Annotated in this window: 22 protein-coding genes; 8 read left to right on the plus strand and 14 right to left on the minus strand. The window is 37.2% G+C overall.

Annotated elements, in window-relative coordinates; all coding sequences use genetic code 11:
• Nucleotides 1-214 precede the first annotated feature (214 nt).
• The 4 genes from DN410_RS02730 to DN410_RS02745 all read right to left on the minus strand — a co-directional run bounded on the left by DN410_RS02730 (nt 215) and on the right by DN410_RS02745 (nt 2,567).
• Nucleotides 215-745: a replication-relaxation family protein gene (locus DN410_RS02730; protein WP_255446648.1), complete on the minus strand. Its 531-nt coding sequence runs from the start codon at nt 743-745 to the stop codon at nt 215-217.
• A 31-nt stretch (nt 746-776) separates the two neighbouring features.
• Nucleotides 777-1,967 (minus strand): FtsK/SpoIIIE domain-containing protein, encoded by a 1,191-nt coding sequence (locus DN410_RS02735; RefSeq protein ID WP_149175229.1) that lies wholly within the window; start codon nt 1,965-1,967, stop codon nt 777-779.
• Between the two features lie 118 nt (nt 1,968-2,085).
• The gene (locus DN410_RS02740) at nt 2,086-2,268 is read right to left on the minus strand and encodes a hypothetical protein (protein ID WP_149175230.1); all 183 of its coding nucleotides are present in this window, start codon (nt 2,266-2,268) and stop codon (nt 2,086-2,088) included.
• Nucleotides 2,265-2,567: a hypothetical protein gene (locus tag DN410_RS02745; protein ID WP_149175231.1), complete on the minus strand. Its 303-nt coding sequence runs from the start codon at nt 2,565-2,567 to the stop codon at nt 2,265-2,267. The genes DN410_RS02740 and DN410_RS02745 overlap by 4 nt, the downstream gene beginning before the upstream one ends.
• A 153-nt stretch (nt 2,568-2,720) precedes the next feature.
• On the opposite strand from DN410_RS02745, the gene DN410_RS02750 reads away from it, so the two are divergent.
• From DN410_RS02750 to DN410_RS02765, 4 genes are all read left to right on the plus strand, one after another.
• Nucleotides 2,721-2,918 carry a helix-turn-helix transcriptional regulator gene (locus DN410_RS02750; RefSeq protein WP_149175232.1) on the plus strand — a complete coding sequence of 66 codons (198 nt, stop codon included), beginning with the start codon at nt 2,721-2,723 and terminating at the stop codon, nt 2,916-2,918.
• A gap of 36 nt (nt 2,919-2,954) precedes the next feature.
• Entirely contained in the window at nt 2,955-3,419 is a 465-nt protein-coding gene (locus DN410_RS02755; protein ID WP_149175233.1) for a restriction endonuclease, read from the plus strand.
• A 131-nt stretch (nt 3,420-3,550) separates the two neighbouring features.
• Nucleotides 3,551-4,129 (plus strand): DUF4352 domain-containing protein, encoded by a 579-nt coding sequence (locus DN410_RS02760; RefSeq protein WP_149175234.1) that lies wholly within the window; start codon nt 3,551-3,553, stop codon nt 4,127-4,129.
• A gap of 66 nt (nt 4,130-4,195) precedes the next feature.
• The gene (locus DN410_RS02765) at nt 4,196-4,936 is read left to right on the plus strand and encodes a hypothetical protein (protein WP_149175235.1); all 741 of its coding nucleotides are present in this window, start codon (nt 4,196-4,198) and stop codon (nt 4,934-4,936) included.
• Between the two features lie 181 nt (nt 4,937-5,117).
• Here DN410_RS02765 and DN410_RS27795 read toward each other — a convergent pair whose 3' ends face one another.
• Nucleotides 5,118-5,807 (minus strand): hypothetical protein, encoded by a 690-nt coding sequence (locus DN410_RS27795; protein WP_179958563.1) that lies wholly within the window; start codon nt 5,805-5,807, stop codon nt 5,118-5,120.
• A 295-nt stretch (nt 5,808-6,102) separates the two neighbouring features.
• On the opposite strand from DN410_RS27795, the gene DN410_RS02775 reads away from it, so the two are divergent.
• Together DN410_RS02775 and DN410_RS02780 are read left to right on the plus strand one after the other, a co-directional pair.
• Nucleotides 6,103-6,318: a hypothetical protein gene (locus tag DN410_RS02775; protein ID WP_179958564.1), complete on the plus strand. Its 216-nt coding sequence runs from the start codon at nt 6,103-6,105 to the stop codon at nt 6,316-6,318.
• Nucleotides 6,319-6,405: 87 nt separating this feature from the next.
• Nucleotides 6,406-6,735, plus strand: a complete 330-nt coding sequence (locus tag DN410_RS02780) for a hypothetical protein (RefSeq protein ID WP_149175237.1) — start codon at nt 6,406-6,408, stop codon at nt 6,733-6,735.
• Between the two features lie 70 nt (nt 6,736-6,805).
• On the opposite strand, the gene DN410_RS02785 is transcribed toward DN410_RS02780, so the two are convergent.
• The 4 genes from DN410_RS02785 to DN410_RS02800 all read right to left on the minus strand — a co-directional run bounded on the left by DN410_RS02785 (nt 6,806) and on the right by DN410_RS02800 (nt 9,547).
• Entirely contained in the window at nt 6,806-7,360 is a 555-nt protein-coding gene (locus DN410_RS02785; protein ID WP_149175238.1) for a hypothetical protein, read from the minus strand.
• Between the two features lie 115 nt (nt 7,361-7,475).
• Complete coding sequence (locus DN410_RS02790; RefSeq protein WP_255446639.1) at nt 7,476-7,829, minus strand: hypothetical protein; 354 nt, start codon at nt 7,827-7,829, stop codon at nt 7,476-7,478.
• Nucleotides 7,830-7,928: 99 nt separating this feature from the next.
• Nucleotides 7,929-8,279, minus strand: a complete 351-nt coding sequence (locus DN410_RS02795) for a YolD-like family protein (protein ID WP_149175239.1) — start codon at nt 8,277-8,279, stop codon at nt 7,929-7,931.
• Nucleotides 8,276-9,547 (minus strand): Y-family DNA polymerase, encoded by a 1,272-nt coding sequence (locus DN410_RS02800; RefSeq protein ID WP_149175240.1) that lies wholly within the window; start codon nt 9,545-9,547, stop codon nt 8,276-8,278. The genes DN410_RS02795 and DN410_RS02800 overlap by 4 nt, the downstream gene beginning before the upstream one ends.
• Before the next feature lie 129 nt (nt 9,548-9,676).
• On the opposite strand from DN410_RS02800, the gene DN410_RS02805 reads away from it, so the two are divergent.
• Both DN410_RS02805 and DN410_RS02810 read left to right on the plus strand, forming a co-directional pair.
• Nucleotides 9,677-10,219, plus strand: coding sequence for a hypothetical protein (locus DN410_RS02805; protein ID WP_149175241.1), 543 nt, complete (start codon nt 9,677-9,679; stop codon nt 10,217-10,219).
• Between the two features lie 173 nt (nt 10,220-10,392).
• Nucleotides 10,393-11,019, plus strand: coding sequence for a sodium:proton exchanger (locus tag DN410_RS02810; protein ID WP_149175242.1), 627 nt, complete (start codon nt 10,393-10,395; stop codon nt 11,017-11,019).
• A 43-nt stretch (nt 11,020-11,062) separates the two neighbouring features.
• Here the strand turns inward: DN410_RS02810 and DN410_RS02815 are convergent, their stop codons facing one another.
• Genes DN410_RS02815 through DN410_RS02835 form a run of 5 tightly spaced genes read right to left on the minus strand, consistent with a single transcriptional unit; the run spans nt 11,063 to nt 14,365 of the window.
• Entirely contained in the window at nt 11,063-11,824 is a 762-nt protein-coding gene (locus DN410_RS02815) for an N-acetylmuramoyl-L-alanine amidase (protein ID WP_149175243.1), read from the minus strand.
• Nucleotides 11,824-12,249, minus strand: coding sequence for a phage holin family protein (locus DN410_RS02820; protein ID WP_149175244.1), 426 nt, complete (start codon nt 12,247-12,249; stop codon nt 11,824-11,826). The genes DN410_RS02815 and DN410_RS02820 overlap by 1 nt, the downstream gene beginning before the upstream one ends.
• 45 nt (nt 12,250-12,294) lie before the next feature.
• A complete protein-coding gene (locus tag DN410_RS02825; RefSeq protein ID WP_149175245.1) occupies nt 12,295-12,543 on the minus strand; it encodes a hypothetical protein in 249 nt (82 codons plus the stop codon).
• A gap of 11 nt (nt 12,544-12,554) precedes the next feature.
• Nucleotides 12,555-13,544 (minus strand): hypothetical protein, encoded by a 990-nt coding sequence (locus DN410_RS02830; RefSeq protein WP_149175246.1) that lies wholly within the window; start codon nt 13,542-13,544, stop codon nt 12,555-12,557.
• Nucleotides 13,544-14,365, minus strand: a complete 822-nt coding sequence (locus tag DN410_RS02835) for a hypothetical protein (protein ID WP_149175247.1) — start codon at nt 14,363-14,365, stop codon at nt 13,544-13,546. Before DN410_RS02835 ends, DN410_RS02830 begins: the two co-directional genes overlap by 1 nt.
• Nucleotides 14,366-14,373 lie beyond the last annotated feature (8 nt).

Raw genomic sequence — 14,373 nt, forward strand, 5'->3', positions numbered from 1 at the left:
TAAGTTGATGGATGTGGGGTCTCGCCACATCACCATCAAGCTAAAGAGAAATTGTATCCATAAAACGAAAAAAACGTTATTCTTTCTGTAGAATCATAGGAAAGGATGGCGTTTTTGATATGAACCTATCGATTTTTGATGAACTAGAATTGTTTTCTAAAGAGTTGTAACGCTATATGTCACTACAGAAGGACTGTTCTTTTTTATTTCGCTCTTATATAATTGTAATCACATACACCTTCACAAACGCGTCATACTTAGCTGCTAACTCTTCTAATTTCTTCTCTCTGTATTTTGTCACCGTAAAAAAATGAATCACTGGCATTTTCCCGTTATGCTTCTGTTTATAAATTTGTGTAAGTTCTTCATATTTTTTCAACTTCTCTTCATTCACTTTCATTTTCTGTGAGCGATCTATCTCAACTGCATGAAGTATTCCTTCTTCATCGCGAAACTTCACATCAGGAATAATTTTCTTTTTTTCCTTGTTCTTTATATAACGTATATTCGTTTCTATCTGCCAATCATCAGGACAAAATAAATGTAACCACGCTTCATTCCGTAAAAGTGCATGAGCTAGTTTTCCTCTCGATACTACTTTTCCATCATCACCGAACATGGCGTGACCTTCTTTATTGAGGTAATACACGTATTCTTTCCCTTGCATCGTTTTACTCATGTATGGTTTTAAATCTCCCATAATACGGTTTGCGTTTCGGATACCACCCATATCATGCACACTCATCAAATGTCTTCTTGTAGCAAACTGAAGATTTCTAATCGTCGCAAGTATCGCCATCTGACGATTGATTTTCATGTGGCTCTGGATGTTCATGTTTTTCCACCTCATATTCTTTTAGATGTTTCCACATGACCTTGTCATCGATATACGGCACTTGCAATACGGTGAAGTTTTCCTTCATATATATAGCTCTTCCTGGAATAGATGGTAATTGCTCTAATCCGGACTGATCAATGACAACTTCTGATGCAGTACGGGTCGGCAAACGGAAACCAAGTTTTGCATTCGCCATCTGTTTGACTACCCTTGGCAATGTATCTCCTGTTGGATATTGCGTACAGAAGACAATACGAAACCCAAGTGCTCCACCTACACGCGCAATGTGACTAAGCATGTATTGGCACTCTTCCAACATTTTATTATGAACTCTCGGTAGCCCTTTTGCAGGTGCGAGTACTGCTCCCTCATCCACTACAATGAAATACCGGTCCTTTTCTTTCGTGTGAACAATATTCTTGATGCCACGTTCTTTCATGTACTTCCCACGTTCATGCATTTTCTCCATTACTTTTAAGAGCATGCCATGTGCTTGCTCTGATGTTTCTGCGATCTGTTCAACTTGTTTCAGTTTCTTATATTCGCTAAATTCGAGTCCTTCTTCTTTTAAATCAATTAAATAAAAATGAGCATGATCTGGATTCGCTAATGATAAGGAAGCAAACATATTTTTAAGGAAGACTGTTTTCCCCATACGAATTAATCCTCCTACAGCCATGTGCGGTGTTTCATCAAAATCGTGGTAAACAATTGTTTCTAAACTCTGGCCAACTGGAATACGCCATTTCCCTTTCGTTACTAAATCCATTGACCATGACCAGTTCTTCGGTATCTCTCTGCGGAATACACGAATGTTCAATTTATAATTATCGTACTGAATACGTACTGGTTTATTTAATCCTTCAGAAACAACGTCCTCAACCTTTTGAATAATTTTACTTGGCATACCAAGTGGCAAGGTATATACATAAGTCGTACTACGATCATCCTCTATTTGCTTTTGGAACTTCGGGTATTGTAATTTTTCCGAGTTGTTTCTTTTAATCGCAATACCTGCTACTTCAAAAAACACTTGTATCTTTCGTTTATCATCATTTTTTCTTTTGAACTTTTCACCGAATAATGCCACCGTCAAACCTGCAGCTGGAACGAGTAATAATTCAATCATTTTCTCCACTCCCCATATACCCTTTATAAGGGTATATATCCCTTATTTTTGGAAGACTCCCGTACATGCTTTATCTCAACGACAAGTAAATGTCCTGTAATTCCAGGTTGGTGTTCCCTTATAGAAACGCGAAAAGAACATAACGTAGAAGATACAAGAACGAGCCTGTAAGCGTTGTGTACATGGTCATACGTGGAAGCCAATGTGGAACACTCTGCCCCATTTTCTCCGCGACTTTCATCGTAATTACTGACAAGCCAGTTGCCGTCCATACAACCATCACTTCTCCTACGATTGTCATTTGAATCCCTCTTTTCGAATGAGTTGTAATCCCTTCGCTGTCATAATCGGTTGATACTCATTGATGAGATCTCCCCACTCTAATATTTCATCGTTATCTTCACATAAATCATCCATAATATCGTTCGATAAACGGTAATATCCTTTATACTCACGATTGTTAAAAACCTCATGTCTTTCCATGTGGTCCACGATGGCGTTTGTTTCTTTCTTACCACTTGAACTCTTATACATAGTTCTCAATTCCTTTGATGAATACAGGTAAGGTGTTTCGTTTAAATGTGAATATTGCCAACGCATATGCGCCCTCTCCCTTCTTGGTGTCCTCGATTCCACTTGGTATTCCTCGTGGTCTTGATAAAGGTATATGACGTAGAAAGAAGGATTTTGCCTGTCCAAGCGAAAAAATAACATAAAGACCTAGTACTTTTTTTGTAAGGGGGTAAAAGTATTATGCAAAGTCACTTAAAAGAAATTTTAGATAGTAAAGGCATTAAGTATAGCTTCATTGCTAAAGAAGCTTCAATTTCCAATTCAACCATGACAAACCTAATTAAAGGGGCTACTCCTACACTCCCAGTTGCGTATCGTATTGCAAAAGTTTTGGAATTACCTGTAGAAAAAATATGGACCGAGGAAGAAATAGAATAAACACTATTTGGACATACTCATACTGAGGTGAATTGCATGATTTGGGCAATAGCATTGCTTGTAATTGTTTTTCTAATCGGTGCAATAACAAAAGGTCCAGAAGTAACACCTGAAGAAATTAGGACTGAACGAATTAGACAAAATGCAACTCGTAAAAATTTAGAAGTAATGGATCCGCGGGAATTCGAATACTTTGTAGCTGATTTCTTTCGCACTCTCGGTTATACGGTCCAAGTAACTTCTGGTTCTAACGATGGCGGGAAAGACATCATTCTTTATAAAGGGCAAGAAATGAAATTCGTTGAAGTAAAACGCTATACAAAAAACTCCATCGGAAGACCGTTTATTCAGAAGCTTCATAGCGCTATTGTAGATGCGGAGGCTGTTGGAGGATATTTCGTTACACTAAGCAATTTCAATAAGAATGCAAGGCAATACGCCGCGGATAAAAATATTGAGTTAATCGATGGCGATAAGCTCATTCATATGATGAATTCATGAAGCTAACTCTCTTTTATGAGTTGGCTTTTTTCTTACAAAAATCTTTTTATTTAGTAACTTTTTGTAAAATATTCCGAATAATTTGATATAATCTATATTGCGTTACCAATACATATCTAGGGGGATATTCGGTGAAAATTTTTAAGTTTGGGTGTTTAGGAGTAATAGCAATCGTAGTTATTATTTTTATTGCTGCAGTCGTTGATGGTAGTAATGATCCAAAAGAAAAAGCATCTACTGACCCGAAACAAGAAACAAAAAAAGATGTTCCGAAGAAAGAAAAAGAAGCTAAAAAAGAGGAACCTAAAGAGCTTTCTAAAGAAGGTGAATCCTCCAACGTTAAAATTGCTGTTGGATCCGTTGAAACTTTAGAATCGGTGGGAACAGAGCACATTAATGAAAAAGCTCAAGGGGTTTTTAAAGTCGTGGAACTAACACTTACGAATAACCAAAAAGATGCCATCACATTAAGTAGTAATAGCTTTAAATTAGAGGATAACCAAGGACGTGAGTTTTCAAGTAATTCTGCTGCTCAAATTAAGCTGAATGTAGCAAATGGCGGTAATTCTAAATTCTTGTTAGAAAAACTAAATCCTGGACTATCACAAACAGGTAAAATCGTATTTGATGTGCCTAAAGACGTACAAGGGTTAGTATTAAAAGCTCGTGGTGGTATAGCTGGAAAAGAAATTAAACTTAAAGTTGAATAGTTGAAGGCACTCGAAAGAGTGCTTTTATTTTACTCTCTGACATAAATAAAATTAGGGGTGATGTGTGTGAAGAAACTATTACTTATTACTTCTATTCTTGGAATTTTAACGGTTGGCTGTGAAAATAATACTGTTAAAAAGGAAGAAGAATCAAGTTCAATTGAAACAACCGCTAGTAATACAAACGATAAAAAAGAAGTCTTATCCGATTCTGAATATAGAACAAAACTCGACAAGTCATTTAATGATATCGATCCGTATACAACTGCGTACTTAAAAACTGTAAATTCAGGATCTATACAAATGGATAATGAAGAATGGAGAAAAGAAATAATTAATATTTTAAGAGGATTCGAAATAGTATCCAATGATATGATGTCGATTAACGCACCTAATAAGTACAGCAAGCTACATAGTACGATGGTAGAAGCAATGCAAGGATTCTTAGATGCATCTTTTATTATGAAAGACGCCTTAGCGTATAGGGATGTAAATGCGTTTCAAAAGGGCCATGATTTGATGAAACAATCTGCAAGAAAATACACAGAACTTTTCCCTTTATTACGCGAAATTGATGGAAAACAAATCACTACACCAAGCGCACCAAATTCAATACCAAAAACAACAACACCCAAAAAAGAAGAACCTGCTGCACCTAAGGAACAAATACCACCGCCTACTTATGACCCTAAAAAAGATTCAGCCAACTATGATAAATATGGAAATTACAAGCCAATAGACCAAATGACTCCGGAAGAAATAAAGAAAGAAGCCGAGGACTTCCTTACAGATTATTTAAATCGATAAAATATAGATTTGAATAATAATAACAATAAAAAAGACGCAATTATTTTAGCGTCTTTTTTCATTCCTCGTAATACTTGTCTAATATCTTATTCGTATTAACGTTTTTTATCTAATCTCTCTATTTAGCATATCGCATAATAAATTTGAGATGATATGAAATACGAATGACTAGAAAAATATTTTATGGAGAAGGGAATCTTGCTGCATCAAAATGGGATGCTCTAGTACCGGAAAAAAATGTTAATGTACCAGTTGTAGAAGCGCGAAAAATGACAGTCACAATACTTAATGATGTTAAACCATATATAGCGGACGTTGAAGTCTGAACTGAGCCGGTAATGTTTTGGATAAAATCAGCAGCAACCGCTGCATTAAAGATGCCATCGTTTACGATTATTGCCATATCAAAGCTATATAGTGTATCTGTATCTGTAGGCAAAAAAAGAACTTCGGCATTAATTTGGTATACTCCATTTTCTCTAGGAATAAATGTTGTAACGCCATTATATTCATTTCGTAAATCGAATTGTTCATTTGTAAAGGTGACAGTAACAAAAGTATTAGCAGTATTGTACGCTTGATTATCAATTTTATTTGCTCTAAATGCTGATTGTAGCCCAGTAGGTCCAGTAGGCCCAGTAGGCCCAGTAGGCCCAGTAGGCCCAGTAGGTCCAGTAGGTCCTGGTGTTCCAATCCCAGTAGGCCCGGTAGGTCCTGGTGTTCCAATTCCAGTAGGTCCTGTTGGTCCTGTTGGTCCTGTTGGTCCCGTTGGTCCTGTTGACCCTGTAATTCCTTGATCTCCTGGAATAGGAACTGGAAATGCGCAAGGCATATCACAATGGTTGAAGTGTTTTCTATAATTGGATGACATAAACAGTCAAACTCCTTTACTTATTATATTTATTACATATAATGCAAAGGCAACATTTTTTCTTGTATGCTTATCCCCGCTTGTCCAATAAATAGTCAGAACGCACATTATATTCATGAAAAATTAACATGATACTCCACTACATAAATTGTAGTTATGAAGTCGGAGGAAGGCACCTTAGGGTGTCTTTTCTATTCACTCTCCCTTTTCACTTTCAACACATCTACCATTTATTGTCCAATCCTCCCTCTTATACTTCGCATAGCATGTACTAAAAAGGAGCTGTGTGATTAATATGTCAAACTATTATTATGACCGTTCACATAAGTGTTACAGAAAGAAGCGTAACCACCACCGTAAATGCGACTGTGAATGGCATTATGAACCTCGCTACCAAACGTACACATCTGGACCTTTATTCCGTAATGCAAATACCGACTTCGTACAAGTATCTGCGTTCAATCAAACAGACGAACCGCAAACTGTAACTATAGCGGTACAGAATTATTAAGATACTTGCGATGGTGATGTATACCCTTCTTATGGATATCTTTGTGGAGAGTTAATTAACGATGATAACGGTGGTTCAGATGATGAATTGAGCAATAGGAATGGCAACGGAGGATGCATCTATTGTGAGCCTGAAGGAGTAACTCCATTTGTTGGACCCGTTACATTTACGATTCCACCACGACAGTTGTTTAGCGTAAGGGTGTTTCACCCCACTGACCCGCATCAACCAACTGACCCTTTATACGTAGTTCGGGTGACGAAACCAACAGACCCTGTTATTCCAGCTGACCCTCACTCCCCAGTTACTATAAACACATGGGGCATTAACTTTGTGGGGATAATTCAGCAAGGGAATACTGTGTTGAACGGGCAGTTTATTCCAACTGAGCCGTTTAGCCCAACAGACCCCGTTTAATACGGAATAAATAAAAAAGCCGACTCCAAAAGAGTCGGCACTAAATTTTTAAAAAATAATTATACAATTTTCATTGAATATACCGATTCACATACTCTGCTTCCATTTGCATTAAAGTATTTTGTAACAGGGTTATGTGACTTATAGCGGTACTTAATGCACCTCTATTTTCATGAGAATACGTCTTTACTATGCCCCTCACTTCGTTTATATTTGATTTTTGGATTTTCACAAAAAGGAACCTTGTATCATCATGTACTTGTTTGACAAGTTTAAATATATCTTTATTAATATGTACAGCGTGGCTTAGTGACGCCACATACAAATCAGCTAACTCGTTCGAACATTCCACTATTCTTCTAGCCGCTTTATCCCCATCGTAATCTTCTATTTTTGTAGGCAATAAAACATACCTGTCTAATATCATTAGACAATCTGTGAAGCTACTAAGCAACTTATAGTTAATTTTCTGCAACTCAAATAAAGATTCTAATTGCTTCTTAGTGATTTCTTTTTTTTCTTTTATTCTCGATAAGCTGTATGTAATACATCCACCTGTTATAGCACCCAACATAGCGCTGCCGAATGGAAAAAAATCTTTCAAAGAGCTTATATCCAATCCCATACTGTATAACCATCCCTGCTTTTTTATTTACCCAAAAATCATATCATATAAATATAAAGAACAAAAAGAATTATCTTTATCATCAAATATAATTAAGGCGGTTTTCTTTTTGCATTCATTTCTCTTCCATATCTTCCAGCACATGCGCCTTCACATATAAATAAGCAGCTATTTCTTCTTTCGTCATCCCTCTATCGGCACACACCCCGTCTAACAATATCCATTCAGAATTACCTACGAATTTCCTAAATCGCTTCTTTTCTTCGTCGACTACCAACATCAATGTTAACTCCTCCGTACTTGTTACCGCACGTTTCCTTCCTAATTCATCGATGTAAAATACGGATAGTTCATTACCTGAACGATATACTTCAAAATGAAACGTCTGCTTTCCTCGCTTCACTTCGATAGGATACCACTTTAGTTCTTCGTAACCTGACATTGATATTTCGTATAGGGGGCGTGTCATATTTCGGCTCCTTTGTCGTTATGTAATAATTACACAACTAAGTTTACCAGGGTAGCGTTAAGTCATCGTTAAGCTAGTATAAAGGATTTTAGTGTACGTTTACTCTACGTCAATAATATTGATAAATTTAAATGTATGTTTATTCCGAAAAGCGTCCGTACAGATAATAACCTTTTCTAAAGGATCGATATCCACAATGGTAAAGTAATTTGTAAGTATGTAACCGTCCTCGTAATATGTAATAAGTAACTCCTCTTCGCCTAGTAACGAAATGAGCAATCGATTTTCAATTCGTTCTTGTGCGTCCTTTGTAACGATAGGTCTAGGTACTTTCGCGTTCTCCTTAATAATCTCTCGAATACCTGCGAATTGCTCCGGCATGCTTGCAAACGGAGTCCACTTTACCATCCCCCTCCCCTTCGGCATATTAGCGTGTTTTGTATTATTCATGACTTGTGTCCCCCTAGTAATGTATTTCGATATCTCGCGGTTGCATTTTTCGTATAGGAAACGCCCCGTAATATGCTATTCTTACCAAACTTAGTACGGATTTCATCCATGACCTGTGTTAGTCGCATTTCTTTCTCACGTTGTACTACGTTATCAAATAGCGAAATCTGTTCTTCCCCTTCGCTTACTAAATTCGTTAATGATATACTGACTGACCTAATCGGTTCGCCAGTATATAGTGTATGTAAATAATATGTACAAACGTTATAGATATCCATCGTTAGATTAGTCGGTCGACTTAACGTATGTGATTTTCGTATACCTCTGCCCCCACCGTAACCTTTACTATATCCAACGGAAAAATAGACGGTTTGAGCGAGTTTATGTTGTCGTCGCAATCGATAACAAACTTCCTCGATATGTTCTAACAAAATAATGGGAAATTCATCTATCGTATAATCACGTAATAGTATCTGACTTTTAGCGATAGAAGTTTCCGCTGGTACATGCTTTTCCGATATACGACTGAAATCTATGCCGTTACTATGTAAATGGAGCTCCTCACCGATCACACCGAAATTCTGCTTCAGGTATTTCAGCGGATAATTCGCCAAGTCACCTATCGTATGTATACCTTTCCGGTTTAACTTCGTTTCCGTTTTATACGATATACCCCAAAATTTACTGAGCGGTCTAATACTCCATAACTTCTCGGGTATATCGTCATATGTCCACTGTGCTATTCCGTTAGCGTTCTTCTTCGCTTCGATGTCCATCGCTACCTTGCTCATTAGTAAATTCGGACCAATGCCGATAGTACATTCGATACGAGTCTTATCGTATATTTCATATTTTAGCTTCAACGCAAATTCATAAGGGGTATCCGCAAATAAATGTAAAGAAGCCGTCATATCTATAAAGAATTCGTCTATGGAATACTGATGGAAGTCTTCGGGTGCCACGTATTGTAACGCTAGTTTCGTAATGTAGTTCGAACATTTAATATATGTATGCATGATTGGATTAACGATAAGTATGTCCGGCCTTTTCGGTATTTCATATAATCGAGCCATCTTCTTAACCCCTAGCGCTTTAAGTGGCGGAGTTGCTGCTAAAACGATCGAACCGCTACGATTCACGTCTCCTACTACGGCAAGTTTTGTATACCTCGGATCTAATCCTCTTTTGATACAACTGACGGACGCGTAAAAGCTACGTAAATCGACGCATAATATAATCCGTTTAGGAAAAAGAGAATAATCGTACAAAGTAATCACTCCTAATTTAATAGAACATTTGTTCTTATTATATACGAACTTGTGTTCTTTTAGAAGACTTTTTTATGAAAAATGTGGTAAATTATATAATGCAGAACTACGAAAGGAGATATAAGATTTATGCATGGAGCAAATGGAGCAGCATTAGCAGGTTTGTTTTCTTTAATAGTGTTATTAGGCCCAATTTGTATTATTATGTATCTAGTTTTTAAATTCTTAGGAAGTTTAGGGTTTAATAACAAAATAAAATATAACGAAGAGGATTTATGTAAACACACAAAACATAATGAGTATTATGGATTTATAGAATTACCACATAACAAAAATTTCCCTGTTTTTGAAGACTGTTGGTTAGACTATAAAACAGATTCAAACATTAATTATCGGACATTCTTTCGCACTACCTCTTCAGGGTTAAAAGAAGTAATTATTAGCACTGAAGACATACGAGATTATTTAGACAATAAAACCCATATGAGTATGGAGCCTGGGTATACTAAAAAAAGATGGGAATCTCAACTGAAATTCTTATGGAGAGAACATAAAGATCTTATGGAAGACTTCCATGAAGACCTCGAATGGATTGCAGAATATAACAACTTAGTATTACAAAGAAAACTACGAAGAGTTGATGAGTACAAATATATTTATTTCGACAATTAAATTTCCGATTAAACATAAAAGATACTTGATGTTCAGTGTATAGGCTACTACATAAAAAAAGCCGCCTCCTTTTACAGAGGCGGCTTGCTTTACGGTTACTTACTATATGGTCCAATCCCTCCGCCTCCTCTCCGAATAGCATGTACTAAAACGAAAGGAGGTACGTAATTAATATGTCAAATTATTATTATGATCGTTCACATAAGTGTTATAGAAAGAAGCGTAACCACCACCGTAAATGCGACTGTGATTGTCATTGTGAACCTCGCTACCAAACGTACACATCCGGTCCTTTATTCCGTAATGCAAATACCGACTTCGTACAAGTATCTGCGTTCAATCAAACAGACGAACCGCAAGCTGTAACTATAGCGGTACAGAATTATCAAGATACTTGCGATGGTGACGTGTACCCTTCTTATGGATATCTTTGTGGGGAGTTAATTAACGATGATAATGGAGGTTCAGATGATACTGTGCGGAATGGTAACGGGGGATGTATCTATTGTGAGCCTGAAGGCGTAAATCCGTTTGTTGGTCCAGTAACATTTACGATTCCACCACGGCAACTGTTTAGTGTAAGAGTGTTTTTCCCCGGTGACCCGGCACGACCGCAAGACCCTACGTACGTAGTTCGGGTGACGCGTCCAGCAGACCCTTACTCCCCAGGCGACCCTGCATCACCACAAGACCCTCACTCCCCAGTTACTATAAACACATGGGGCATAAACTTTGCGGGTGTGATTCAGCAAGGGAATACGGTATTGAACAGGCAGTTTAGTCCAGTTGACCCCGTTTAATATTGAATAAATAAAAAAAGCCGTCAAATGACGGCTCTTATTTTTACTTCTCTTCGTAATACCAGCCTTTTTTATTTAGCCAGTCTTTCATACCATTTAATTGTGTACCACTAGTTGGTTCAGTAACAAAATACGTTAGTCCATTAGATTGTAAAATGAATGTAGCTGTCATTTTTAAAGAAGTTAATGCTCCCATAGCATCAGGCGTTTCATACGGTGAAAAAGCACCTGTTTGGATAATGTTATGTTTAGTTGGCTGAGTAGGCGCGACACTTGGGCTTGTTCCTCCACATTCTTGTCCAAAGTAGGCAAAGATTACCGCTGAGGTAATCGCGTCCACATTCCATTTAGCCATGTCTCCATCGTTATCTATAAATCCTGCTTCAATGAGGAAAAATGGACAGTTACTCGAACGAATTACTCCAACATCCGGACGTACCTTAGCTCTACGGTCTTTCCATCCAGTACGCTTTGCAATCTCCGCTGAAATACGCGCTGCCATAGGTGCTTCCTTTTCAGAATAACAGAGAACTTCTACTCCGTGACCATCACCATCAGAGGCATTATTATGCCAGGCAAATCCTACATCATTCGGTCTGTCGTTGATATTCCTAACTTGGTTACCTACAACGGCGTTCTTTGTGCGACCCACATTGTCTGTATCGTCTTCTACAGAATGACCTAATGCACGTAACTTCTTAATAAAGTCTCCATTAGTTTGATCTCCTAAAAGGTGTTCTTTACGATTACCATAGTTAGCTCCGGGCACAATCTCGTTATGTCCTCTATGACTCGATACTCTCATTATTCAACATCTCCTTTTTTCTCTTCTTGTTTTTGTTTGCCACCTAAAATTTCAACCGCATTCGTTAATGCTGAAGGTAAAGGAATCCCCATACGTCCTGCATTTTCTAAAAGCGAAAGTAACTCATTTCCGATAAAGAAGAAGATTGTCGCTTCACGAATAGCACTATTGCTACCGATTGCAGCATCTACTTGTGCAGCTACTCCAACCAATAAAAAAAGCACCACTTTTTTAGCGATGCCTTTGAAACCAACTTTACTTTTTAATTCGCCATTATATCCTGCTGCAATCATGCCTGTTAGATAGTCGATTAGCGCTAAAATCACTAGAACCTTCAAAACAGCATCCCACCCTCCGAAGAAGTACCCACAAAAACCTCCAAAAAACACTACAAATGATTTACTCATTACATCAATACGATCCATTGTTCCTCTCCTTTCCAAAATAAAAAAACCTGCATTTCTGCACGTTTACTTTTGTTCAGTATTTATATTTTCGGGTTCAATCGGTCGGTCAATATACTCCACCACAAACTCACTTAACATGATGTTATAACGTAACACCATCAATTTCCCTACAGGATCAGTTAGAGGTGGAACATTACTAACTTCTATTCCTTGAGCTTTCGTTTCTTCATCTAGATATTTACTTTGATATACAATCGAGCTGACAACTGCAATTCCATTTGCATCTGGTTCACCTAAAAATAGAATGGCCATGAATAAACCTCCTACTGTATTATTTTCCCGTAATGCGTTAACTTGTCCATACCATCGAAATTCAAATATAAACGTTTATTTGCTTGTAAATAATAATTTTTACTATCTGCTAAAGATATATTTTTCATTACACCATTTTTATATTGAATGATGTGCAACATTCCGGTTGCTGTTACGACAATCGATTTATTATAAGTTTGCACAGTTTGCGGTAATGTTTCGTCTTGTTTCATAAACCCTGGCATGAAATAATTAAATAATCTATCCTTCAATCCGAAACTGGTTTGAGTTAAATCAAATCCTGAATGGTGTATTTTCGTACCAGATAGCCCTCTTTGAAAAACATGTAATATACCATTTAAAATACCTATCCCATACATATATTCGCTGCCAGTTACAAAGAGTTCTGATGTGTCAAATTGCTTTATAACCGACAAATCGTTTGCATTCAAAATAATAGATATGCCAATTGAATTCATAAATACAATTTGATTTTGATTTTCGTTACATCCCCATACACCTTTATCCACGTTTAATCGGTCTACTATATCTTTTTTCGTTATAACAGCCCCTGTACGTCTATCGATTTTAACGACACCTTTATCGTAGTTAGCAAAAATATAGTCTTTTGTGAGCAATGCACTGCCATTAAAATTCGCTAACTCTGTACATTCCCAAACTTTAGCGAATCTTTTATCATACGCTGCAAACCGAGTGCCATTAGTATAAGCGCAGTTATATATTAAATCATCGTTTTCGTCACAAAGAATAAACGGAAAATTCACTGTCGTAGTAGTAGCAATCTTTGTGCCTGTGGCAATATCAATACTATCGCACAAATTATAATCTCTTCTTAGGTAGGCCACTGTCTGCCCTACACCTAAACGATATGCTATAAATGCGCCTTGTCCAACTAGTCTCGGGGTACTATAACCTTTAGGTATCAGCTCTATACCTTTACTTCCTGCTGCACCTATTCCGTGATCTTCTAAATATGGCATTACAGCAACACCTCATTTGCAATATCTCCGTCTATATCGGGAACTAATGTATACACATCCGTTGACTTAACAGTAACACCATCGTCTGCGTATTTCGTTACCGTTTGCTTTTGATAAGTACCATCTGCATCCGGATTAGAAAGAACGGATTTTATTCTTAACGATCCACTCTTTGTTTTCCACTCGATTGTTTTAAAAATCCCTAAATCATCTTTGTTAGACTTGTATTTACTCAACGATTCTGACTGATCATTTATTTTTTTTGTATTTTCCGTTGTTTTCGTTGTCAAATCAGTGATATTCGTTGTATTCGCTGTTATTTTTTTATTCAGCGCATCAGCATCTTCAGTTTGTTTAGTAGATAACGTAGTAATATCTTGAGTTTGTTTTTCAGATAACGCAGTTAGGTTTTGCGTTAATGTAGTAATGCTTTGACTTGTGTTTTTTAAGCTAAGTCCTACTTGCTGTAGGGCAGCTTCCACATTATCCGTAGTGAAGTAAGCACCTACATCCTTTAAAATTACGTTTACTCCATCACGACTTGGAGATAAGTCCTTATCAAGTTGCGTTTTAATTTCATTAATAGCTGCCACAATCGTATCTTTACTAAGCGTTTTTAAAGTGAGCAAATCACCAAGTGTAACCTTCTGCGCCGCCCCTTCCTGCAATTCTTTTAACGCTTCATACGTTCGATTAAAGAACCAATCAAAATAAGCAGCCGGGGGTCTCTGAGCTGCTTTCCATCCTGTATCTTTCAAATCTGTTGGTGGTTCCACACCTTTACTTTTCCATTCGGGTAGTTGTTTTACAAAATTAACCATACAAACCC

This window comes from Bacillus sp. SH5-2, from assembly GCF_008368905.1.
Lineage (GTDB): Bacteria > Bacillota > Bacilli > Bacillales > Bacillaceae_G > Bacillus_A > Bacillus_A luti.